Origin of the sequence: Halorubrum aidingense JCM 13560, from assembly GCF_000336995.1 — an archaeon.
GTDB lineage: Archaea > Halobacteriota > Halobacteria > Halobacteriales > Haloferacaceae > Halorubrum > Halorubrum aidingense.
This window is the reverse complement of record NZ_AOJI01000025.1, coordinates 55,750-76,690: the sequence shown is the minus strand read 5'-3', so window position 1 is coordinate 76,690 and position 20,941 is coordinate 55,750. Positions and strand designations below refer to the sequence as shown.

The window sequence follows — 20,941 nt, the reverse complement described above, 5'->3', positions numbered from 1 at the left end:
CGGCCAGACGGCGCCGCCCGCTCCCGTTTCGGTGAGGTTCCGATCCCGCCGAGACGCCGAGAGTGGATACCACTAAGTCGGCGACATTCCTAGTGATCATCACATGGACCTGACGGTCGCGATCACCGGCGCTACGAGCGGGATCGGACGAGCGGTGGCCGAGGCGTTCGTCGACGAGGGTGCGTTCGTCGCCGTCTCCGGACGCGACGGCGACGCGGTCGATCGGACCGTCTCGGAGCTGAACGACACCGGTGGTGAGGACGACGCGGACGCCGCGGACGATGCCGGAACCGCCTGGGGCGCCCGCGTCGACGTCCGCGACGAGTTCGACCTCGAACGCTTCTTCGAGAGCGTCGCCCGCGAGTCCGGCCCCGTCGACGTCGTGTTCGCGAACGCGGCAGTGTTCCACGGCGGGCCGGGCGAGAGCCCGACGACTGCGCTCTCGTACGCCGACTACGACGACACGATGCGGACCAACGCTCGCGGCGTCTTCGCGACGATCACCGAGGCCGTCCCGCACCTCGCCGACGACGCACGGATCCTCGTCCCGTCCGGCTCCGTCGCTCACGAGTCGAAGCCCGGAATGGGCGCGTACGCGGTGTCGAAGGCCGCGGCCGAGGCGGTCGCCCGCGGGTTCGCCGCCGACCTCGACGCGACCGTCGGCGTCGTCGATCCCGGCCTCGTCGCGACCGATCTGACCGGGATGGAGCGCGCCCGCGACCCCGAGAGCGTCGCTCCGCTGTTCGTCTGGGCGGCGACCGCGGCGCCCGCCGATGCGCTGAACGGCCAGCGCGTGGGGCTCCGCGAGTGGAAACAGGCGACGCGGTAGGCGGTCGTCGCCCCTCGCGATCCGGAGCTACTGGTCGTCGTCCGCGACGGACTCGAGGACTTCGACGCTCCCGGTGAGCTGTCTGTGGACGTACGGCATGTCGATGCCGGCCTCGTCGAACGCCTCTTTCACGTCGGTGACGTACTCCGAGCGCACCCGCACGAAGTCGCCGCGGTCGGGCTCGTCGATCCACCACCGCGACTGGAGCCCGACGGCGGAGTCGCCGAGTTCGACCACGCGAACCGACGGCGCCGGGTCATTGAGGATGTCCTCGTGCGCCTCCGCCTTCTCGACGATGATGTCCGTCGCCTCCGCGATGTCGTCGTCGTAGCCGATACCGAAGACGAACTTCTGCCGGAGCGTCTCGTACGCGACGGGGTTCGTGACCGCGTTGTTCGCGAGGTCACCGTTCGGGACCGTGATCCGCTCGTTGTCGAACGTGCGGACCCGCGAGACGCGCAGGTCGATGTCCTCGACGCGGCCCGCGTTCCCGTCCCACTCGATCCAGTCGCCGACCTCGAACGGCTTGTCTTTCAAGATGAACACGCCGGCGACGAAGTTCCCGAGCAGGTCCTGCGCGGCGAAGCCGATCGCGAGCGCGATGGCGCCGCCGAAGACGGCGAACGCCGAGAGGAACGCGCCGTACCCGGCGATCGTAAAGCCGATCGCGACGGCGGCGACCCAGACGACCGCGTTCGCGACGCTCGTCCCGAGGCTCTTGACGGCCTCGTCGAACCCGCGCGCGTCGGCGGTCCGTTTGACCGCCGGCACCAAGACGAGTCTGCCGAGCAGGAGCACGCCGACGAAGCCGATCACGAACAAGAATACGGTGAACAGGATTCCGGCGGCCGTCGCCGCGAGTCCCGTCAACCCGAACTGTAATGCTACCATCACCGATGGTATTTAAGTTGATATTTAAAGAGTCTGTCGGGACCGTCACCGTTCGCCGCCCGTTTCGACGGCGCTTCGGCGATCGCTCGGCTCCGCGTCCGCCCCGCGTCCGGTCCGCCTCATTCACGCCGGATTCACGCGTCCGAACCGCGCCCGCCGGCCGGCCGCGGATCCAGCGGCCCCTCGCCGCAGGCGACGGCTCGGAGCCGCCGCCCGTGGACGTCGTCCTCGCGGATCCGGTCGCGGACCGCCGGCGGGATCCAGGCGTCACGGCTCGTCGGCGCGGGGGCGGGATCGACGGCAGTGTGACGGATATCGTCCGGGAGGTACCGGTCGTACGTGGGCAGTCGCTCGCGGAGGGGAACCCCACCGGCGTCGGCGACCGACCGGAGCCCGTCGAGGTCGGGCCACGCGTAGTCCGGGTTGATGTAGTCGTCCGTGACCGGCGAGACGCCGCCGAGGTCGTCGATCCCGCAGTCGACGAGATCGGCCGCCGGCGAGAGGTTCGGCGGCACCTGCACCGACACCTCGGGCGGGAGCGCGGCCCGCGCCATGGCGACGACCCGTCGCATGGTCGCGAGGTCCGGCTTCGCGAAGTCCGACCGCTCGTTCGGGACGACGTTCTGGACGATCACTTCCTGAACGTGGCCGTATCGCTCGTGGAGCTCGCGGACCGCGAGCAGGCTCTCCGCGCGGTCGCGCCAGTCCTCGCCGATACCGACTAAGATCCCGGTGGTGAACGGCACACCCTGTCGGCCCGCCGCCCGGATCGTGTTGAGCCGCTGGCCCGGCGTCTTCCGCCGCCCGCCGCTGTGCGCGTCCACGTCGGCGGTCGTCTCCAGCATGACGCCCATCGAGGCGTTCACCTCGCGGAGCGCGGCGAACTGCGTCTCCGTGAGGTCGCCGGGGTTCGAGTGCGGGAGCAGTCCTTCTTCTAAAGCGATCTCGCAGACGTGGTAGAGGTAGTCGTGGATCGATGCGAACCCCCACTCGTCGAGCCGCGCGTGGATCTCCGCGTACCGGTCGTCGGGCTCGTCGCCGAACGTGAACAGCGCCTCCGTGCAGCCGGCGTCGGCGCCGACGCGACACCGCTCGCGGACCTCTGCGGGCGACAGCAGCGACGCCTCGCCGGGCACGTCGTAGTAGGTGCAGTACGTGCAGGTGTACCGGCACGCGGTCGTCAGCGGCACGAAGACGTTGCGGGCGAAGGTGAGCCGCTCCGCGGGCTCGACGTCGTCGGGCGACACCGAGAGCAGCCGCTCGACGCGGTCGGCGTCGACCTCGATGTCGATCCCGTACTCGTCGGCCGCCGTAAACACGTCCGTCCCTCACGGTCGGGACTCAAAAAGGATCGCGGTCGCGTTCGGTCGCGTTCGGTCGTGCTCGATCATCTCGTCCGACCGCTCCGACCGCTCCGACTGCTCCGACCGCTCCGACTGCTCCGACCGCTCCGACCGCTCGTTCCGGTCGATCACTCCCGCGAGACGCCGACCCGCCCGTCCGTCGCATCGAGCGTGAACCCGGCGTCGCGGAGCCAGCGCGCCGCCCCGCTCTCGTCGGCGCTCGCCTCGGCGTGGATCAACAGCTCCGCCAGGTCCGCCGGCTCGTCGATATCGGTCGCGAGCCGGTGAGAGTCCACGACGCCGACGCTCGCGCCGACCGCCGCGGCGAGCCGCCGGTGGTCGAGGTAGGATGCGCCGTGGTAGTCGACCCGGAACGCGGGGTGACCGACGACGAGGGCGTTGGTCCCGCCGCCGCGACCGGGCGCGATCGCGACGTCGGCGGCTTCGCCCGCGGCGAACAGCTCCCGCAGCGCCCCCGGCGTCGCGAGCGCGAGGTCCGCCATGACGACGGCGACGAGAGCAGAATCAGTCGACGCCCCATCGAAACGCGCGTCGAGCGCCGCGTTGATCGCGGCCGTTAGCGGACGGTCGTCGACGTCGACGGGACACCCGAGGTCGACGTCGATCGGGGCCGTCGAGAGGACCCGCGGCGCGCCGCCGGCGGCCTCGATCGCGTCGAGCACGTCGCGGAGCATCGCCCGCGCGAAGGATTCGCGCTCGTCGGGGGTTAACACGCCGGAGAGTCGGGACTTCGGGCGGTCGGTCGAGAACGGGACGAGGACCTCCATCTGGAGGCTCGCCTAGAACAGAGATTCCAGCTCGTCGCTGTCGCCGCTGACGAGTTCGTCGAGGTTGTCGTCGCTCTCCTCGCGGATCTCGTCGAGGTTGTCCTGCGCCTCGATGGCGACCTGCTGGAGCTCCTTGATCCGCGGGACGTTCGTGACGCCCGCGAGCAGGATCACCGTCGCGACGAAGCCGGCGCCGCGGTACGGGTAGTCCCCGCCGCGGACCTCCATCGAGCCGGTCTGCTCTTCGAGCCACTTGCGGCCGCGCTCGATACCTTTCCGGTTGAGGTACTCCGGCGGCCCGGCGAGCACGAGCAGCGCCCGTTCGGCGCCCTCGATCTCACAGGGGAGGGTGAGCCGGCCCAGCGCCGCCTTGCGGACGAGGCTGGTGATCCGGTTGGTGGTGTGTGCGCTGTCGAGCTCGTCGCCGCCCTCGTCGTTGCGGAGCCGCGAGAGGAGCCCGCCGGAGGTGCGCTCTTCGACCTCCTCTTCGGCGTAGCCGACCGTGGAGACACCGCCGCCCGAGAGCGTGTTGATGATCTCCGAGGAGTCGACGACGCTCTCCGCGACCTCCTGGCCCTGCTGGATCTCGCCGGCGCCGAAGAGGATACCGAACCGCCGAACGATCTCCTCGTTGATGTCGGCGTACCCGCCCTGAACGGACTCGCCGGTCTTGCGCCACGAGTCGTTGTCGAACACCATCAGGTTGTCAACTTCGCGGACGAACGTCTGGAACGAGCGGGCCGCGTTGAGGGTGTAGATCCCGCCCTCGTCGCTGCCCGGCAGAATACCGAGCCCGTAGACCGGCTCGGTGTAGATCCGCTTGAGGTGCTTCGCGAGGACCGGCGCGCCGCCGGAGCCGGTACCGCCGCCGAGCCCGGCGACGACGAGGAACGCGTCGACCTCGTGGACCGGGATCGAATCGATGGCTCCCTGCACCTCGTCGATGTCCTCCTCGGCGATCTCCGCGCCGAGCTCGTTGTCAGCGCCGACCCCGTGCCCCTTCACCCGGGACTGTCCGATGAGCACGCGCTGGTCCTCGGCGATGTGCTCGAGGCCCATCAAGTCGGCTTTCGCCGTGTTGACGGCCGCGGCCGCGCGGACGATCTCCGAGCCCGTCCGCTTGTCGTACTCCAGGAATTTGTCGACGACTTTCCCCCCCGCCTGTCCGAATCCGATCATTGCAAGTTTCATCGTGTGCTCCCTCCGCCTTTGAAATGAACAGAACGTGATCTCGTATTTAACTCTTCGGTTGCCGTTACCAGCCGTGATATTCCGATCGTTGACACGAACGCGAGGTGCGGGATCGACGGCGGCGACCCGGTTGCAGCGCAACTCGCCGGTCCGTCCGCAGCGTCGCCGCGCCGTCCCGCGATCGCCGCGGTCACTCCACGCCGAGATACGACCCGAGCGTGGTTAGTTCGGCCTCGTCGACGCCGAACGCAGCGACGTCGTTGTGCGCGGTCGTGTTGTCGAACTGCAACGAACGGTACTGGTCGGCCCCCATCGGGAATCCGGGCACGGCGCCGAGAACGGTGAGGCCGATCCGAGCGAGCGGCATCGGCAGCGGGACGATGGTGACGCCCTTGCGCTCGGCCGCGTACACGAGGTCGGTCACCTGTCGCAGGGTGAGCACCTCCGGTCCGCCGACCTCGTAGGTCTCGCCGACGTGTTCGTCGTCTTCGAGCGCCGCGACCAGCATCGGGACGAGGTCCTCGACGTGAATCGGCTGGAAGCGGGTCTTCCCGCCGCCGGGGAGCGGGTACAGGGGCACGCCCGGCGCGAACATCCCCTTCAGCCGCTTGGTGAACGAGACGAACTCTCCCCCGTCGCCGAAGACGACGGACGGGCGGAATATCGTCCAGTCGAGGTCGCTCTCGCGGACGACCGTCTCGGCCTGTCCCTTCGCGCGGATGTACGCGGTGGTGCCGTCGGGGTCGGCGCCGAGCGCGCTGAGCTGGACGAACCGGTCGGCGCCGGCGGCCTCGGCGGCGCGAACCAGGTTCTCCGTGCCGCCGCGGTGGATCCGGTCGTGCATGACGTTCCCGCCCTTCGGCTCGAAGAGCGGAGAGAGCGCGACGAGGTTCACCACGGCGTCCTGCCCTTCGGCCGCCGCGGCGATCGAGTCGTAGTCGGTGACGTCGCCCTCGGCGGGAGCGACGCCTTCGGGCGTGTCGCCCGGTGAGCGGGAGAGCGCCGTCACGTCGTGGCCCCCGTCGACGAGCGCGCGGCAGAGGTTCGATCCGATAAACCCGGTCCCGCCGGCTACCAACACTTTCATGTGATTATTATCGGACGGAAACCCCGTAAATCTACCGCGGTGTCTGACGCGCCGGCGCCGACCGGTCACCCTCTATCTCCGATCCGATCCGATCGGATCCGATCCGATCCGGCCTCGTTTCGATCTGTACTCAGGCCTCGTCGTCGGGGTCGAGGGCGGTGTCGGAGTCGGGATCGGAGTCTATGTCGGAGTCGGTGTCTGGGCCGGTGTCGGGATTGGGAACCGTCAGCACGGGCACCGGAGACGTCCGGACCGTCCGCTCCGCGACGCTCCCGAGCAGATACCGCTCGACGCCGCGCCGGCCGCGGGTCCCGATCGCGACGAGGTCGACGTCGCGGTCCGCGATGATCGACCGAATTCCGCGGGCGGCGGAGGAGGCGACCTCCACGGTCGCGGTCGCCTCGACGCCCGCCGCCTCGGCGGTCGCGACCGCGTCCTCGGCGGTCGCTTCGGCGCCGGAGACGAGCGCGTCGACGCCCGAGTATCCCTCCAGCCCGACCGTGCCGACGTCGACGACGGTGAGGGCGTGGACCGTCGCGCCGGTGATCCCGGCGAGGTCGACGGCGCGGTCGAGCGCGGCGCGTGCGTGTCGACTCCCGTCGGTCGGCACGAGGATGTCCTCGTACGGGTACCGGGCCGGCTCTCCGTCCGGGCGCACGCTCAGGACGGGCGCTCGCGATCGGCGGATCACCCGTTCGGTCGTGCTCCCGAGGAGCAGGCGATCGAGTCCCGTTCGGCCGCGGGTCGACATGGCGACGAGGTCGATCCCGTGCTCGTCGGCGTACGCCGCGATCGTTTCGTCCACCCCGCCCTGCAGGACGGCCGTGACCGCCTCGACGCCTCGGTCCGCGGCGCGCTCGGCGGCCGCCTCGACGGTCGCTTCTCCCTCTTGTTCGAGCACGTCGACGACCTCGCGGCCGATCCGCGTCACGCTGTCGTGGGTCGTGTCGGCGACGTTGAGGACGTGCACGGTCGCGTCGTGGTCGGCCGCGACGTCGAGGACGTGGCCGAACGCCGCTTCCGCCCCGTCGCTGCCGTCCGTCGGGAACAAAATTCGCTCGAACATGGGTCCACGGTCACGCCCGACCGATAAAAAGGGCCTCGCCGGTTCGCGACGCGTGCTATCTCGACCCGGCGTCGTCGTCCGAGCCGCTTGTGTCGTCGGCGCGGTCGGTGTCGCCGGCACCGCCGGTGTCCTCGGCGCGGTCCGCATCGCCCGCTTCGTCGTCGCCTGTCTCGTCGTCGCCTCGCGTCGTGATCCGCACCGTCGAGATCCGCGCGCCGTCGACGGCCGTCACCTCGAACGTTCGGTCATCGACTGTGACGGTGTCTCCGACCTCGGGCGTGCGGCCGAGTCGGTCCAGCACGAGTCCGCCGAGCGTCTGGTAGCCGTTGCCGTCGAATGCCGTTCCGAGGGCGTCGTTCACGTCCGAGAGGGAGAGGGAACCGTCCGCCTCGTGCGCGCCGTCGTCGAGCCGGCGGATCGCGTGGTCGTTGCCGCCGGTGTCGAACTCGTCACGGAGGTCGCCGACCAGCGCCTCGACGACGTCTTCGACGGTGACGATCCCCTCGAAAGCACCCCACTCGTCGACGACGGCGGCCATCTGTCGGTGCTCGTCGCGGAACCGGACGAGGAGGTCGCCGATCGAGGCCGTTTCCGGGACGACGATGAGGTCGCGGGCGAGTTCGTCGGCCGTCACCGACTCGTCACCGACCTCGCCCGCGCGCAAGACGTCTTTCAGATCGACGAAGCCGACCACGCGATCGGCGTCTCCGTCGGTCACGACCGGGTACCGAGTGTGACCCGCGTCGAGCGCCGTCGTGCGGATCGCGGCGAGGTCGGCGTCCGTGGGGAGGGTCACCACGTCCGGGCGGGGGACCATCACCTCGCGGACGACCGTGTCGTCGAGCTCGAAGACGCCCTCGATCATCTCGACTTCGGCGTCGGCGACGTGCCCGGCCTCGCCGGAGCGCGCGAGCACGCGCCGGATCTCCCGCTCCTCCATCGTCTCGTCGGTCTCCGAGGCCGGCGGCACGCCGATCGCGCGGGTGAAGGCGTTCGCGGCCCCGTTGAACACGACGATCCCGGGCGAAAACAGGTAGTACGAGAACTTCATCGGCGGGGCGAGCAGCAGCGCGACTCGCTCCGCCTGCGCGATGGCGATCGTCTTCGGCGCCAGCTCGCCGAACACGACGTGGAGGAACGTGATGATGCTGAACCCGATCGCGAAGGAAACGAGGTGGAGGATGTTCGCGGGCAGCAGCGGCCCGAGCACCGGTTCGATCAGCGCCGCCACGGCGGGCTCGCCGATCCACCCGAGCCCGAGCGACGCGAGCGTGATCCCGAGCTGCGTCGCCGCTAGGTAGTCGTCGAGACCCTCCATCACGTCCTGTAACGCGCCGGAGCCAGCGCGACCCTCCGCGGCGAGCTGCTCGACCGACGTCGAGCGGACCCGGACGAACGCGAACTCGGACGCGACGAAGAAGCCGTTCAACACGACCAGCACGAGCGCCACGAGTACCTGTGTGGCAGAGAGCGCGATGTCTACCATCGGCGCCTCCGAGACCGGGTATAAGCGGGAGAGCGATTGTCGACCATGGCGGTCGTTCGCCGCGGGGTCACTAAAAAGGGCCCCGTCGCTCGAAGCGGGCGGTTTATTCCTCATCGCGCCGGAGCGCGACCATGTTGATCACGCTGGAGGGGCTCGACGGGAGCGGGAAGACGACGGTCTGGGAGGCGCTCCACGACGTCTACCCCGACGCGACGTTCACCCGCGAGCCGACCGATAGCTGGTACGGCGAGGCGGTGGCTCGGTCGATCGCGGCCGACGACGCCGACCCGCTGGCGGAGCTGTTCCTGTTGACCGCCGACCACGCCGACCACCTCTCGGGGACGATAGAGCCCGCGCTCGCCGACGGGCGGCTCGTGATCTCGGACCGGTACTCCGACTCCCGGTTCGCGTATCAGGCCGCCACGCTCGCCGCCAGCGACGTCGGGATCGAGCGCCCACTGGAGTACATCCGCGGGATTCACAGCGCCTTCTCGCGGCCGCCGGACGCGACGATCTTCCTCGATCTGGACGCCCGCACCGCGGCCGAGCGGGCGGGCCGCACGAACAAGTTCGAACAGGACGGCTACCTCGCCGCGGTCCAGCGGAACTACGAGCGCCTGATCGACGCCGAGCCGGGGCGCTTCCACCGTGTCGACGCGACGCGTTCGCCCGAGGCGGTCATCGAGCGCGTGGAGGCGATCGTCGCCGACCTCCTCGACGCCGAGGCGGACGAGTAGCAAGGCGGACGAGTAGCAAGGCGGACGAGGAGCGGGAGAGACGAGGGGGCGGCGTCGACGCCGCGTCGTCAAATCGCTATCCCCGAATCACTGCGTGTCGGGTAACTCGTACTCGTCCGGCGGGGGGATGTAGAGGTAGTCGATCGCGGCGCCGAGCACCACCGGCAGCGCGACGAGCAGGCCGAGCACGATGGTCGGACTCCCGAGGTTGACGCCCGACCCGACGTTCAACACGCCGGTGAAAAGCAGGGTCGAGACGAGAAGCAGCATCGGAATCAACACGATCGTGTACACGACCGCCCCCCACGAGGTCGACAGCCGAAGCCGGAAGAATCGGGTCGCCACGCCGGCCACCAGCGTGTGAAACGCCACGAGCGCGAGGAGGCTGACGAACCCGAACAGCGCGAACATACGCCGTCTACGAGCCCCCGCCATTTGCCCCTATCGGCTGCGGAGAAGCGCCTCGCGTCTCCCTTCAGAAGGCCCCGCCGTTCGCCTGTCGGCGCGCCGCCGAGAGGAGGTCCGTGACGGGCTCGGTGTACTCGTATCCGGGAATCACGCCCTGTACGTACGTCCCTTCGACGAAGTTGATGAGCGCGCCGGCGTCGTCGACGCCGCGTCGCTCGTTGATATCCGTCAGCTCGAAGCCGACGCGGATCTCGTCGCCGTCGATCGTCACGGTCGGGTCGAACTCGCGTTCCTTGCGTGTAACCCCGCCGACGTCGACGACGCGAAGTTCGAACGTCTCGGTCCACCCCTCTTCGACCACGTCGGCGACCTCGTCGGTCGTCACCGCCGAGAGGGTCGGCACTCGTACGGTCACCAGAAATCGGACCCGGCCGTCCGCGGCCGGTTCGGCGCGCACGTCGCCGTCGAAGGGAGTCGTCTCCGCGGTCCAGACGCCGTCGGCGGCGGGTTCGAACGAGCCGTGGTCCGCGAACGCCCGGCGGACGCGGTCGGGGAGTTCGTGCTCGGACCCGCGCTCGCTCTCGCTGTCGGTCATGTCCGATCGGAGGCGGTACGCGACCAAAAGCGCGTTGCGTCCGCGTCCTTCGAGAGCGGGGCCTTCGTAACCGCGCCGCACCGCGATCGTCCGCTTCGGCCGGTATGGGTCCCACCCTCGTCACCGGTAGTGGCACGCGGGGCCGGTACTAGTGAGCCTTTGTACCCGGACCGGCGAGTGACGCTATGGCCGAGCAGTTTCTCTCGACCGCGTCGCTCGTCGACGCGCTCGCGGACGCCGACTTCGACCGCCCGCCAGCACTCGTCAGCAACGCGCACGTGACCGGCCTCGGGGTCGCCCGCGCGCTCGCAGCGCACGACGTCCCGGTCATCGCGCTCGACCGCGCCGGAGGCGGCGCCGGGGGCGCGAGCACGGACGCCGACGGGACCGTCCGTCACGACGGGCTCGCGCCGCCGTCCGACGCGGTCGCCTTCGCGGGGGCGGTGACGTACCCGCTCGACGACCTCGACGGCTTCCGCGCCGACGTGGAGGCGATCGTCGACGCCGCCGGCACCGAGGCCGTCGCGTTCGGCTGTATGGACGAGTGGGCGCTCGCGTACGCCGAGGCCGAGCCGGCGGGCGTTCGCCTCCCCTTCTCGGGGATCGACACCCTCGACGACGTGTTGAACAAGTCCGCGCTGTACGCGACCTGCGAGGCGCTCGGGGTGCCGTACCCGGAGACGTACCGCTTGGCGGAGACGGCGGACGCGGCGACGGGGGCCGAAAACGCCGACGCCACGGTCGACGAGGCCGCCGACGCGCTCGGTTTCCCGCTCGTCGTGAAGCCGGAGCTCAAACGTGACTTCGAGGAGGCGTTCGGCACCAACGTGATCGAGGTCGCGAACCGCGAGGAGTTCGCGGACACGGTCGCGGCCGCCAGCGAGGCGGGGATCGCCGTGATGGCCCAGAAGCGCGTCGACATCGCGACCGGTCGGGACCACTCGCTGGCGTCGTACGTGCCGCCGTCGGGGGTCGACGACGCGCTCGCGGTGGTCGGCAACGCCGCGATCCGGTACCCGCAGCAGTTCGGGACCTCGTGTCTGGTCGAGACGGCCGACGAGCCCGCGATCGAGGCGCGCGCGCTGGCCGTGCTCGAAGACGCCGGCTACCACGGGATCAGCGAGGCGGAGTTCGTGTACGACGCCGACCGCGAGGAGTTCCTGCTGCTCGACGTCAACACCCGTCCGTGGAAGTGGATCGGGCTGCCGGTCGCCGCCGGCGCGAACCTCCCGATGGCGGCGTACGCCGCCGTCACCGACGCCGAGTACGAGTCGCCCGGCGTCGAGCCGGCGCGGTGGGTGTCTCTCCGCGATTACCTCGCGCTGCTCGCGGGCGACGACGCCGTCTGGGACCAGCTGTCGCCCGCAGACTGGCGGCGGCTCGTCTCCGGGGCGTTCGAGCGCGAGGGCGACCTGACGGCGGCCGTCTACCGCCCCTCCGACCCCGCACCGGCCGCGAAGCTGTTCGAGACCGAGTTCGTGGACCGCGACTACTACTGTTCCTGTTGAGCGGCCGCCGCCCCGGTCGTCGCGGGGCGGAGAGAAATATATACTTCACCGACCATAGGGACGTATGCTTCCGGAGTCGCTCGGTCCTGTCCTCGCGAACCCGTACGGCGCCACGCTGTTCGTGCTCGTCGCGTCGGTGCTCGCCGGCGCCGTGATGAATTTTGTCGTCGTCCGGCACCTGCGACGGTACACCGACCGGACCGCGACCGACTACGACTCGATCGTCGTCGACAACCTCCACATCCCGCTCGTCACCACGGCGTCGCTGATCGGCTTCTCGGTGCTCGCGAGCGTCCCTTCGGTGACGGAGAACACGTTTCTCACCGCCGAGCAGGTGTCGACGTTCGTCGGCAGGCCGGCGATCACGGTCATCGTGTTGGTGTGGGCGTTCTACCTGAATCGGGTCGTCAACCGACTCGTGACGAAGATCAACGAGGAGGGAAAGGCGTCGGACACCCGCGGACGCGCCTACGAGTTCGCACCGGTCTTCTCGAACATCTGGACGCTCACGGTGGTCGTCGCGGGCACCGCGACGGTGCTCCTCCTGTGGGAGTACGACATCTCCCCGCTGCTCGGCGCGGCGGGCATCGCGGGCATCGCGCTCGGCTTCGCCGCGAAAGAGAGCGTCGGGAACTTCCTCGGCGGGCTCGCGCTGTACGTCGACGACACGTACACGATCGGCGATTACCTCGAGATCGACACCGGCGAGGCCGGGACGGTCGTCGCGGTCGGGATCCGCTCGACGACGCTCCGCACGCGGGACAACATCGACATCACGCTGCCGAACTCGATGCTCAACGAGGAGCGCGTCGTCAACCTCTCCGCGCCGCACGGTCAGACCCGGCTCAAGATCGACGTCGGCGTCGCGTACGGCAGCGATATCGATCTGGTGGAAGACGTCCTCGTCGGCATCGCCGAAGACGAGGAGAGCGTGCCGAACAACCCGGCGCCCCGAGCGCGCTTCGTCGGGTTCGGCGACTCGGCGCTGGAGTACCGGCTCGTCTGCTGGGTGACGCGACCGGAGCACATGGGTCGAGTCAGACACCGCCTCAACCGCGAGATCTACCTCCGGTTCGCGGACCACGGTATCGAGATCCCGTACGCCACCCACGACGTGAACGTGCGCCACGTGACGGCCGCTTCTGTCCCTGAGTCCAACCCCGTCGCTGCTCCGGACCCCGCTGTCGATCCGGACCCCGTCGCCGATCCCGACGCCGAACGGCCACCGGAATCCGCCTGAGGGCGACGGCGGCGACGCGGCGAGATCCGGCGATCCGCGTCGCCCACTCGAAGCGTTATCACCCGCGGAGGCGAGGGCCACTCATGCACGCGATAGTCAACGGGACGATTCACACGGCGACGGACCGAGGGACGGTAGAGGGGAGCGTCCTCGTCGACGACGGGGAGATACTCGCGGTCGGCGACGTCGAGATCCCGGACGACGCGACCGTCGTCGACGCCGACGGCGGCCACGTCACGCCCGGACTGGTCGACGCGCACAGCCACGCGGGGATGGCCGAGTGGGGCGAGCCCGAGGACGGCGACATCAACGAGGGGACCGACGCCGTCACGCCGCACGTGAACGCGCTGGACGGGTTCCACCCGCGCGACGAGGAGCTGAAACACGCCTTCCAGAACGGGGTCACCTCGGTGTCGGCGCGGATGGGCTCCGGCAACGTGATCGGCGGCGTCATCTGCTCGATGAAGACGTACGGGCGCACCGCCGACGCGATGCTGATCCGCGAGGACGGGATGAAGGCCGCCATGGGCGAGAACCCGAAGCGCTTCCACGGCGAGGGGGAGGGCCGCCAGCCCTCGACGCGGCCCGGCGTCGCGGCCGCCCTCCGGGCGGCGCTGATGGAGGCCGAAGACTACGTCGACCGGCGGGCGCACGCCCGCAACGAGGGCGAGCCGTTCGAGCGCGACCTCGGCATGGAGCACCTCGCCCGCGTCCTCACCGAGGGGTTCCCGCTGCGGGTCCACGCACACCGCGCCGACGACATCATGACCGTCTTCCGGATCGCCGAGGAGTTCGGGATCGACGACCTCTCGATCGAGCACGCCACCGAAGGCCACCTCATCGCCGAGGAGTTCGCCGCGCGCGACGTGCCGGCGGTCGTCGGCCCCTCGCTGTACTCGGGCGCGAAGTACGAGCTGCGGAACATCACCTTCGAGACGCCCGGAATCCTCCACGAGGCGGGCGTGAAAGTCGCGATCCAGACGGACGCGCCGGTGCTCCCGCAACAGCACCTCGACGTCTGCGTCGGGCTCGCGGTGCGCGAGGGCTTCCCCGCGTCGGCGGCGCTCGACGCGGTCACCCGCCACCCCGCGGAGATCCTCGGCATCGAGGACCGGGTCGGCACCCTCGAACCGGGCACCGACGCCGACGTGGCCGTCTGGGACGGCGTCTTCCACGAGAACGGCAGCCGGACCACCCACGTGTTCGTCGACGGCGAGCACGTCTTCGACCGCGAGCGCGACGCCGTCGACCCGCGCGAGGCGTACGACTGGTGAAGGGGTAGCCGGCAACCGACAGTCGACGCCCGCGGCCTAGTGGAACCCGCGGTCGACGTCGTCTTGGTCGATCAGGTCCTCCAGTTCGGCCGACAGCAGCTCCTCGGCCTCGTCGAAGGTGTCCGAAAGCTCGTCGAGCTCGTCCGGACGGCCGTCGAAGGCGTACTCCATCGGCCCGAACGCGGGCGCGTCGACCGCCGTCATCACGTCCTCGAAGAGGTGGTCGGGGGTGGTCGGCGCCTCGGCGTGCACCTTCAGCGTCTCGCGCAGCCGGGTCGCCATCGCCTCGGCGTGGTCTTCGTCCTCCGGGGCCGACCGCACCGCGAACCGGCCGGCGGTCTCCGCGTCGGGCAACAGCGGATCGAGTTCGTCGTCGACGCTGCGCGCGACCCGCGCGCCGACGCCGCGGAGGTCGCGGGGGTTCTTCGCGTACGTCTTCAGGTGATAGACGCCGACGCTCGGGTGACCGACGTAGAGGTCCTCGCCGAGGCCCTCGCGTCTGGAGCCGGCGACGGCGCGCCAGCCGTCGGGGTCGGTCGACTCGCTCGCCACGTCCGCGAGGATGTCGTCCCAGGTTCGGACGCGCATATCGGGTGGTGCTTATAAACACGGGCGCTTGAGCGTGTCGGTGGGACGGTCGTGCCGGAACTCGATCGGTGCGATTTCGGTCGGTGTGATTCGGTCGGTGCGACTCCGACCGGTTCCGGGGCCCGATCGCTACGAGTCGTCGCCAGCGCGGTGCTCCGCGAAGAACAGCGACAGCGCGATCGCCAACAGACCGACGCTGAAGACGCCGTTCGCGACGCCGAGGACGAGGAACGCTCGCCCGCCAAGCGCCCAGACGACGCCCAGCGCGATGACGTGCACAACGCCGACGAGGTACAGCGCCGGGCTCCAGAACCGGGTGAAAAAGAGCCCGATACCGAAGGTGAAACTCCCGGCGATGGCGAGGAACTGCGGCATCGCGGTCTGCGTCCACACGTACAGGTTGATCGCGGCGATTCCGGCCGAACACAGGAGCCCGATCCAGTACGGCGCCCCCCACGAGCCGATCTCACCGGTGCGAAATACGGATCGCGTGTCGGGGTCTGCCATGGTGTGTCAACTCATGCTACAATCAAAACCGTTCCCCCGATATCGGACGCCTCGGCCGCTCGATTCCGCTACGATCGCGCGGCGACGCTTCCCGACTACCGATCGCACCTACCGGTCGTATACCGGCTTCTGCCGCCGCTGTGCGTACTGGTAGGCCGCCCGTCCGAGCAGCAGCGCCCCGCCGATCAGGATCACGAGCGAGATCGTCGAGTCGGTCCCGATGAGGAAGTCGACGCTCCCCCAGAGGACGAGCCCGAGGTACAACAGGACCCGGAACCGGTCCGTGCCGAACCCCTCGCGGAACAGTCCCCACAGCATCAGCCCGGCGATGTAGACGCTCACGGCGCTGTCTGCGAGGGCGACGACGCCCTGCTGTTCGAAGCGGAGGTAGCCGCTGAACACGGACAACAGCGCCATCGACAGCACGACGACGGCGATAGCGGGGCGACCGTAGCGGTCGAACGTCGAATCGCTCATGTCCCCGCATATCGGCTCGCGTATATAAGGACGCTGCGGGTTCGTTCGGAGGGTCTCCCGGTCGCGCGATCGTTGATGACCGCCCCCACCGACAGCGTTTTTCGGCGCCGGCGCGCACGTCGACCGTGAACGTTCGGGGGCCGATCCTCTCCGTCGAGGAGGCGCGGACGGTGTCGACGTCGTACGGCGAACGCGACCTCCGCGAGCTGCGGATCCGGCCCGACCGCGGCGCGGGCGATCCGGTCGACGTGACGCTGTGGGGGAAGTGGACCGAGACGGCCGACCACGCCGCCGTCGGCATGGAACTGCTCGTCACCGACGCCGAGGAAGACGAGTTCGGCGGCGAGACGGGCTACGCCACGACGGGCGACTCGTGGGTCGTGCTCGAACCCGACTTCCTCGTCGACGTGACCGGGATCCGCTCGTGGGTGCAGTGCCCGCGGATGTACTATTTAAATAAGCTCTCCGGGATCCCGCTCAATTACCCGGTGGTCAAGGGGACGATCGTCCACGAGGTGTTCGGCGACCTGCTCCGGGGGATGGAGCTGGAGGCCTCCGTCGCCGACCGCGTCGACGAGGCCGGCCTCGAACTCGGCCTGTTGGGGTACGACCCCGAGGAAGTCGCCGACGAGGTCCGGCGCAACGCGGCCGCGATCGAGGGGTGGCTCGCGCAGGGCACCCTCACCGACGAGGACACGTGGCGGTCGGAGTTCACGCTCATCTCGCCCACCTTCGGCTTGAAAGGGCGGGCCGACGCGCTCCGCCGCGACACCCCCGTCGAGTTGAAGACCGGGAAGAACACCCGGCGGGAGCCGCGCTTCCACGACAAGATCCAGGCGGCCTGCTACGCGCTCATGCTCGACGAGCGCGGCGTCGACCCCGACATCGGGACCCTCCTGTACACCAAGAACACCGCGCTCGACCGCAACGAGGAGAGCGGCGACCTCGCGCCCGCCAAGGAGTTCACCGTCGGCAACGGCCTGCTCCAGTACGTCGTCCGCGAGCGCAACGCCCTCGCCGCGATGGAGTGGCGCGCGCTCAACGACCCCGGCGACCGCCCCACGGTTCCGACGGGGTACGAGGCCGACGCGAAGTGCCAGTACTGCTTCGAGCAGGACACCTGCATGGTCGTCTCCGGACGCCTCGATCAGGAGTCGAAAGCGGGGTCGGTCGGCACTCCCGTCCCCGACGAAGAGCGCGAGTACTTCGACCGCTTTTATATTGCCCTCGAAGAGGAGCGCCGCGAGACCCACGCGGAGTACCGGAAGCTGTGGGAGCAGACCCCCGAGGAGCGCGCCGCGGACGACCGCGCCCTCATCGACCTGGAGCCGGTCTCACAGACCGAGATCGACGACGCCCGCTGGCGGCTCCGCGCGCGCAAACCCGGCGACGCCGTCTCGAAGCTCCGCGAGGGCGACGTGGCGCTCGCGAGCGACGGCGATCCGGTCACCGGTCACGGCGAACTCGGTCGCATCGTCGAGCTCGGCGACGAGGTCGTCGTCGAGACCGACGAGCCGGTCGCGCTCCGGCGGCTCGACGTCTACCCCTCCGAGATATCCGTCGACCGCTCGCTCACCGCGCTCCACGACGCGATCTTAAAAGGGAGCGAGCGCCGCAAGGACGTGCTGTTCGAGCGGCGCGAGCCGGAGTTCCGGGACGCCGCTGACCGCCCCGCAGACGCCCCAGACGCCTACATCGACAACAACGACGCCCAGAACGCGGCCGTCGAACTCGCCGTCGACGCCGAGGACTGCGCGCTGATCCACGGCCCGCCGGGCACCGGGAAGACGTACACGATCGCCCGGACGATCCGCGCGCTCGTCGCCGAGGGGAACCGAGTGTTGCTCTCGGCGTTCACCAACCGCGCGGTCGACAACGCCCTCGAAGCGCTCCGCGATCAGGGGTTCGACGAGGTGCTTCGGGTCGGGACCAAAACCGGCGTCCGCGCCGACATGCAGGACGTGCGACTCGTCCAGCGCGGCGACCCGAACGCGAAGGCCGCCGAACTCCGAGACGCCCCCGTCGTCGCCGCGACCACGGCCGCCTGCGGCTCCCGCGTTATGCGCGAGTGCGAGTTCGACGTGGCGCTCGTCGACGAGGCCTCCCAGCTCACGGAGCCGGGCACCCACGCCGCGATCAACCTCGCCGACCGGTTCGTGCTGGTCGGCGACCACGAGCAGCTCCCGCCGGTCGTGCGAGCCGAGAACGATCTGCAGACCTCTCTGTTCCAGCGGCTCATCGAGGCGTACCCGGACGCGAGCGTCATGCTCGACCGCCAGTACCGGATGAGCCAGCGGATACAGGCGTTCGCCTCCGCGGAGTTCTACGACGGCGCGCTCCGCCCGGCCACCCCCGAGGTGGCCGGTCAGACCCTCGGCGACCTCGGCGTCGACCCCGCGGACCTCCCTGACGGACTCGCGGGGGGCGTGAGCTTCGTCGACCCGGACGGGACCCGCGACGGCAACCGGAACGTCCGAGAGGCGGAGCGCGTCGCCGAGATCGTCGACGCCTACGTCGCCGCCGGCGTCGACCCCGACGACGTCGGCGTCATCGCCCCGTTCCGCGCGCAGGTCGCCGAGATCGGCCGCCGGACCGACGTCACCGTCGATACCGTCGACCGCTTCCAGGGCTCCTCGAAGGAGGTGATCGTCGTCTCGCTCGTCGCGTCCGGCGGCCTCGACGGGCCGATATTCGAGGACCATCGCCGGATGAACGTCGCGCTCACCCGCGCGAAAAAGCAGTTGACGCTCGTCGGCGACGCCGACGCGCTCGGCTCGGACCCGTTCTACGAGCGGCTGTTGGCGTGGGCGCGGCGGTGAGCGGGACCGGACCCGAACCCGATCCGGGGTCGGGCCTCGCGGTCCGCCGTCAGTTCTTCTCGCTGCTCGGGTCCGCCTCGGTGACGATCCCCGGCTCCTTGCTGGCGATCACGACGATCCGGTCGGTGAGGTCCTCGATCGTGTTCGCGAGCTCGTCTAACAGGATGGCGAGCTCCCGGTAGACGAGCGGCTGGTCGATCGCGTCGTCGGCGAAGGCGGTCGCGATGGCGTCGTTGCGGAGGTCGTCGCACTCGCTTTCGAGGTCGCGGATCGACTCGATTCCCGCCGTGAGCGTCTCGGTGGCGTCGCTGCGCGCGAGCCCGTGCACGAACCGCTCGACCACGTCCCCGAGGATAGCGGTCATCTCGACTATCCGATCGGCCATCTCGCGCATGCTGGCGAACGAGTCGACCTCGGCGGACGGCCGCATCATCGCCACTTCCTGGACGATCCGTTCGGTGTGGTTCGCGACCACGTCGAGCTCTTTGTAGAAGTCGAGCAGCGCCGACTCGTTGAAGTTGATCCGGGTGTTCAACAGGCCGATGTCGTCGGGGCCGGCGCTCGTGATGACGCCGGTGATCGCCCGGACCTGCGCGTCGCACTCGCTCTCGATGGCGTCGATCTCGTCGACGGTCTCGCGGTACGCGCCGCCCTCGGCGTACTCGTCGAGCGCCCGCGGGAGGAGCCGGACGCAGTCGTCGATCCGGGCGAGGTACGCGGCGGTCTGGGCTTCGAGCCGTTCCCCGAAATCGGCGTCGGTGGACATGTCTCGACTCACGCGCGTCGCCGGTAAAGAGGTTCTCTCGCGTTTCGTCGATCGTGATGGATCTCCGGATCAGGGGGCGCTGTCGGCCGATCCCGCTACAGCCCCGCGACCGCGTCGAGCGCCGCGTCGATGTCGGGCACGTCGAACCACTCCCGGCCGGTGTAGGCGTTCGTCCCGGCCGCGTACATCGCCGAGACCGCGTCGACGACCGCCGCGGGGAGCGGGTCGGGGCTCGCCGCGCAGATCTCCCGCCAGTCGTCGATCTCGCGCTCGGCGACGGCCGCCTTGGCCTCGCTCACGGCGTCGACCCACGCCGGGTCGTTCGCCTTGTACCACTGGCGGACGACCTCCTTCGAGATCCCGCGGCCGCCGTAGGAGAACCGGTTCTCGTCGAACGTGCCGACCACGTCGGCGACGCGGAGCTCCCCCTCGGCGTACAGACACTCGATCTTCCCGTCCTCGTGGACGAAGCCGACCTCGTCGGCGCGATCGGTGACGACGCGGTTGACGGCCAGCGCGAGCGATTCGAGGGCGTCGATATCGGCGGCGCCCGCGATCGCGTCGGCCTCGTCGCGAGTCAGATAGCGGTCCTGCTCCTCGTACTTCGTCGAGAACTCCACGATCGGTTCCGGGAGGTCGACCGGCTCGTCGGGCCACTCCGCGGCGTCGATGTCGGGGTCGGCGTCGAGCCCGAAATCGCCGGGGGCGGCCCGGCGCCGGAGGCTGGACCCGACCGGGACGCGGTTGCGGAAGACGACCTCCAGCGGGACGAGGAAGTGCTCGCCGCCCGCGGCGTGGAAGGCGTCGTAGTCGTAGCCGGCGTCCGGCCCCTCGTACGGGAGATCGGGCACCTGCGTCAGGTCGATCGCCATCTCGGTCGGCGGGGCGGCGGCCTCGTCGAGGGGTACGACCTCGCCTCCCTCGTCGCTTCCCTTCCCGCCGCCGTCCCCGTCCGGATCGACGACGCCGCGGTAGTGAGTCGGGATCCCGTCCGCTTCCAGCAGTTCGAAGTTGAACGCGCCCATCGTACAGAGGCTCGCGCCCTTGCGCGGGATCGCGTCGGGCATCTGTCCCCAGTCGAACACCGAGTACGCGTCCGTGAAGACGAATCGACCGCGGCCGAGGGCGTCGGCGCTGGCGGGCTCGTCGACGCGGAACTCCTTGACGCTCGTCATACTGCACCCGGCGGCCGCCTCCCCAATGAATCTTTCACTTACGTGGTCACCTCGACGACTCTCTTGGTATTGCGATCCATGTTTGTGGATATTTTATCGGTGGTGGGCCGGTCACCGCCCGGTCGCGAGCCGGCATCGAAAGGACCACACCCGTCGCCGCGCACCC

At 69.7% G+C, this 20,941-nt stretch carries 20 protein-coding genes; 6 read left to right on the top strand and 14 right to left on the bottom strand.

Annotated features, from left to right (window positions below; translation table 11 throughout):
- Positions 1–103: 103 nt before the first annotated feature.
- A complete protein-coding gene (locus C461_RS09930) occupies positions 104–829 on the top strand; it encodes an SDR family oxidoreductase (protein ID WP_008000859.1) in 726 nt (241 codons plus the stop codon).
- A 27-nt stretch (positions 830–856) separates the two neighbouring features.
- Here C461_RS09930 and C461_RS09925 read toward each other — a convergent pair whose 3' ends face one another.
- From C461_RS09925 to C461_RS09895, 7 genes are all read right to left on the bottom strand, one after another.
- On the bottom strand, positions 857–1,720 hold the full coding sequence (locus C461_RS09925; protein WP_008000857.1) for a mechanosensitive ion channel family protein: 864 nt from the start codon (positions 1,718–1,720) through the stop codon (positions 857–859).
- A 134-nt stretch (positions 1,721–1,854) separates the two neighbouring features.
- On the bottom strand, positions 1,855–3,039 hold the full coding sequence (gene cofG / locus C461_RS09920) for a 7,8-didemethyl-8-hydroxy-5-deazariboflavin synthase subunit CofG (protein WP_008000852.1): 1,185 nt from the start codon (positions 3,037–3,039) through the stop codon (positions 1,855–1,857).
- Between the two features lie 152 nt (positions 3,040–3,191).
- Positions 3,192–3,851 carry a 2-phospho-L-lactate guanylyltransferase gene (gene cofC, locus C461_RS09915; RefSeq protein WP_008000851.1) on the bottom strand — a complete coding sequence of 220 codons (660 nt, stop codon included), beginning with the start codon at positions 3,849–3,851 and terminating at the stop codon, positions 3,192–3,194.
- A 12-nt stretch (positions 3,852–3,863) separates the two neighbouring features.
- A complete protein-coding gene (locus C461_RS09910; RefSeq protein ID WP_193365809.1) occupies positions 3,864–5,042 on the bottom strand; it encodes a tubulin/FtsZ family protein in 1,179 nt (392 codons plus the stop codon).
- Between the two features lie 190 nt (positions 5,043–5,232).
- Positions 5,233–6,129 (bottom strand): complex I NDUFA9 subunit family protein, encoded by an 897-nt coding sequence (locus C461_RS09905; RefSeq protein ID WP_008000846.1) that lies wholly within the window; start codon positions 6,127–6,129, stop codon positions 5,233–5,235.
- 130 nt (positions 6,130–6,259) lie between these two features.
- Positions 6,260–7,195 (bottom strand): universal stress protein, encoded by a 936-nt coding sequence (locus C461_RS09900; protein WP_008000844.1) that lies wholly within the window; start codon positions 7,193–7,195, stop codon positions 6,260–6,262.
- 55 nt (positions 7,196–7,250) lie between these two features.
- Positions 7,251–8,681, bottom strand: a complete 1,431-nt coding sequence (locus tag C461_RS09895) for a hemolysin family protein (protein ID WP_008000839.1) — start codon at positions 8,679–8,681, stop codon at positions 7,251–7,253.
- 131 nt (positions 8,682–8,812) lie between these two features.
- Between C461_RS09895 and tmk the strand changes: the two genes are divergently transcribed.
- Complete coding sequence (tmk, locus tag C461_RS09890) at positions 8,813–9,418, top strand: dTMP kinase (protein WP_008000837.1); 606 nt, start codon at positions 8,813–8,815, stop codon at positions 9,416–9,418.
- 87 nt (positions 9,419–9,505) lie between these two features.
- On the opposite strand, the gene C461_RS09885 is transcribed toward tmk, so the two are convergent.
- Positions 9,506–9,829 carry a hypothetical protein gene (locus tag C461_RS09885; RefSeq protein ID WP_008000835.1) on the bottom strand — a complete coding sequence of 108 codons (324 nt, stop codon included), beginning with the start codon at positions 9,827–9,829 and terminating at the stop codon, positions 9,506–9,508.
- Between the two features lie 64 nt (positions 9,830–9,893).
- A complete protein-coding gene (locus tag C461_RS09880; RefSeq protein ID WP_008000833.1) occupies positions 9,894–10,421 on the bottom strand; it encodes a DUF5813 family protein in 528 nt (175 codons plus the stop codon).
- Positions 10,422–10,606: 185 nt separating this feature from the next.
- Here C461_RS09880 and C461_RS09875 point away from each other — a divergent pair, with 185 nt between their 5' ends.
- From C461_RS09875 to C461_RS09865, 3 genes are all read left to right on the top strand, one after another.
- Positions 10,607–11,929: a carboxylate--amine ligase gene (locus tag C461_RS09875; protein WP_008000831.1), complete on the top strand. Its 1,323-nt coding sequence runs from the start codon at positions 10,607–10,609 to the stop codon at positions 11,927–11,929.
- Between the two features lie 64 nt (positions 11,930–11,993).
- Positions 11,994–13,169 (top strand): mechanosensitive ion channel family protein, encoded by a 1,176-nt coding sequence (locus C461_RS09870; protein ID WP_008000829.1) that lies wholly within the window; start codon positions 11,994–11,996, stop codon positions 13,167–13,169.
- A gap of 83 nt (positions 13,170–13,252) precedes the next feature.
- Positions 13,253–14,443: an amidohydrolase family protein gene (locus C461_RS09865; RefSeq protein WP_008000827.1), complete on the top strand. Its 1,191-nt coding sequence runs from the start codon at positions 13,253–13,255 to the stop codon at positions 14,441–14,443.
- 36 nt (positions 14,444–14,479) lie between these two features.
- Here C461_RS09865 and C461_RS09860 read toward each other — a convergent pair whose 3' ends face one another.
- The 3 genes from C461_RS09860 to C461_RS09850 all read right to left on the bottom strand — a co-directional run bounded on the left by C461_RS09860 (position 14,480) and on the right by C461_RS09850 (position 16,015).
- Positions 14,480–15,031, bottom strand: a complete 552-nt coding sequence (locus C461_RS09860; protein ID WP_008000826.1) for a hypothetical protein — start codon at positions 15,029–15,031, stop codon at positions 14,480–14,482.
- 129 nt (positions 15,032–15,160) lie between these two features.
- Positions 15,161–15,538, bottom strand: coding sequence for a hypothetical protein (locus C461_RS09855; RefSeq protein WP_008000824.1), 378 nt, complete (start codon positions 15,536–15,538; stop codon positions 15,161–15,163).
- Positions 15,539–15,646: 108 nt separating this feature from the next.
- A complete protein-coding gene (locus tag C461_RS09850) occupies positions 15,647–16,015 on the bottom strand; it encodes a hypothetical protein (RefSeq protein ID WP_008000821.1) in 369 nt (122 codons plus the stop codon).
- 125 nt (positions 16,016–16,140) lie between these two features.
- Here C461_RS09850 and C461_RS09845 point away from each other — a divergent pair, with 125 nt between their 5' ends.
- The gene (locus tag C461_RS09845) at positions 16,141–18,834 is read left to right on the top strand and encodes an AAA domain-containing protein (RefSeq protein WP_008000819.1); all 2,694 of its coding nucleotides are present in this window, start codon (positions 16,141–16,143) and stop codon (positions 18,832–18,834) included.
- Between the two features lie 49 nt (positions 18,835–18,883).
- On the opposite strand, the gene C461_RS09840 is transcribed toward C461_RS09845, so the two are convergent.
- Both C461_RS09840 and C461_RS09835 read right to left on the bottom strand, forming a co-directional pair.
- A complete protein-coding gene (locus tag C461_RS09840) occupies positions 18,884–19,600 on the bottom strand; it encodes a DUF47 domain-containing protein (RefSeq protein ID WP_008000818.1) in 717 nt (238 codons plus the stop codon).
- Positions 19,601–19,695: 95 nt separating this feature from the next.
- Positions 19,696–20,775: a phosphoribosylaminoimidazolesuccinocarboxamide synthase gene (locus C461_RS09835; RefSeq protein ID WP_008000817.1), complete on the bottom strand. Its 1,080-nt coding sequence runs from the start codon at positions 20,773–20,775 to the stop codon at positions 19,696–19,698.
- Positions 20,776–20,941: the final 166 nt, after the last annotated feature.